General features: G+C 36.4%; 2 protein-coding genes. Both read right to left on the reverse strand.

Annotated elements, in window-relative coordinates; all coding sequences use genetic code 11:
• Positions 1-1,282 (reverse strand): N-6 DNA methylase (locus C5O24_RS12765; protein WP_133165595.1); only part of this gene is annotated, 1,282 nt, incomplete at its 3' end.
• A gap of 62 nt (positions 1,283-1,344) precedes the next feature.
• A partial coding sequence (locus tag C5O24_RS12770; protein WP_107681936.1) for a helix-turn-helix transcriptional regulator occupies positions 1,345-2,225 on the reverse strand: 881 nt, incomplete at its 5' end.

The following is a 2,225-nucleotide window of genomic DNA, read 5'->3' on the forward strand; positions in this document are numbered from 1 at the left end:
TAATGATACAAGGATGCGAAATCTTCGTAAGTCCGGCGACAGATGCGATTTCAAGATCCTCTATCTTAATTTCACCTGTAAATGGTGTGAAAGGTAAATTTGAAACGGTAATTACACGACCATTCTCATCGCCATGTCTTGAATCGGCGAAGGCCCTACAGATTAAATCATCGAGTGAATATTTCTTGTAGGTGTCAGGATATACTAATTGCGACCTTTTATAAAAGTCATATGATAGATTCCCGTTATCTTTCAATATATCTGATGTTGACACATTGAGAGTTGTATGCTCGCTTGTTATAGATTCAATACACTTTTTAATATCCAATATTCTTATAGATTTGGAGTGTTGATAAAAACATTCTCTGGCATCAACTATTTTTACATCTTGATTGGACTTGTCTTTGTTAAGTACCAAAAGACTGCATGGAATAGAAGTCCCATATAGAATATTGGATGGTAACTCTATGACGGAATCTATGAGATTCTGATCCAATAATGCCTCTCTTAATATCTTATATCCGCCAATTTGATATGAAAAAGCAGTCGGTGTAACAAGTATAGCTTTTCTGAGGCCGGGAAGTGCTGTAAACTGAGCAATCAAAAACTCAAGGCTATTATTAATCTTGAAATTCGAGAAATTTACGAAAGAGTTTGCCTTATCTACTAATTTGTCAGCAAACGGAGGCATCGCTACCATTACATTCCCTCCTAACCATTCAAATCTTGTAGAATCAGCAACCTCCACATCATTTATTGACATTCCGTGAGCATCAAGACGAAGTTTGGCAAGTGTAGCAACATCTATATTCAGCTCCTCCCCGTGGTATGAGGTATTAGGACAAAATATACCAAATGAAGCAAATCCAGCATATGGGTTGAAAATATCCTTCTCTTTCCAATCTTTCATCAAATGGGCAGATAATTGGGCTATTTCCTTGGGCATTCCTGATTCTCGTTGTCCTCTCCCTGCCATTAGATTCCATTGTTCAAAAAGAGTCTCAATTACTTCTGTATATTGATTAATTTTGAGTTGAGTACCCATTTCCATATATAATATTTCAGAGAACCGCGACTCTTTTTCCAAAGAGATATTATATATATTGTGCAATCTATGATAAATGGCGTGTGCTATATTGTCATTCATAACACCATCTTCTATGGACTTATATCCGTGGTGGATACAATATGCACAAAGCATAATTAGTCTAATGCTCTCACTTAAAGAGCACTTGAGTTCGATTGTAATGGAGTTTATGAGCTTAAAATAGTCGAATGTCATAACCAAAATATTTTAATGTAAACCAACATTGGTTTTCGATTGCAAAATTACAAACAAATAGTTCAATCATTTTGAACCAATTCATAATTGTTGCGCATTCTATTGATTCTTTCCTTAATTTTCTCTCTTAATGAGACCGGTTGTTCTATTGTAATTGCTTCGCCATAAGATAGTAAGCATTGCTCTAACTCAAAGTTGGGGGCTACCTTAATTTTTATAGTTACTGAATCTTCATCACGGTCGACTACAGACTGGCTCCAATGAAGGGCCTTCGTCTCTATATAGGGATAAGTGTCTTTGGCAACCTTAATAATAATAGGTTGTTGTTCGGCATTTGTATGTGAGACACCTATTATATCATCGAAATATTCTTGGTTGAAGTCGATTTCTTCATTTTCCCGATATTTGGGAAAAGAAACAGTGTTGATAGATATGATTCGGTCAAATGCGAAATTTGAAATTTTGTGTTTATCCTCGTTGAAGCCCAATAAGAACCATCGGTTATTGTACTCTTTGAGGAAATAAGGATGAACAATGATGGTATCCACTTTCTCTTGCTTGAAATTCTTATATTCAAGTGACAACACTCTCTTTTCACTGATAGCTGTCAGCAAAGATGCGAAATGCTGCCTCCCTTTCAAATATGGATTATAGTCAAAACCTACGATTTGTTTGCCATCGCTCTCAATATTGAGAGACAATTTAAATCTATCCATAAAAGATTGAAGCCAGTCCATTTGAGGCATACCTTCAAATTGGGAGAGGATTGCCATACACTGCGAGAGTTGGCTTAGCTCCTCATCATTAAATTGCAATTTGAATATAGAAGAATCCGGATTCTCATAAGCGTATGTCTTGTTGCGACCGGAACGGGTCTCCTTTACAATAATGTCAGGATAGGTGGTTTCTATAAAGCGGATGTCGCCCCTTATAGTATTAAGAG

Origin of the sequence: Paramuribaculum intestinale (assembly GCF_003024925.1) — a bacterium.
Taxonomy (GTDB): domain Bacteria; phylum Bacteroidota; class Bacteroidia; order Bacteroidales; family Muribaculaceae; genus Paramuribaculum; species Paramuribaculum intestinale.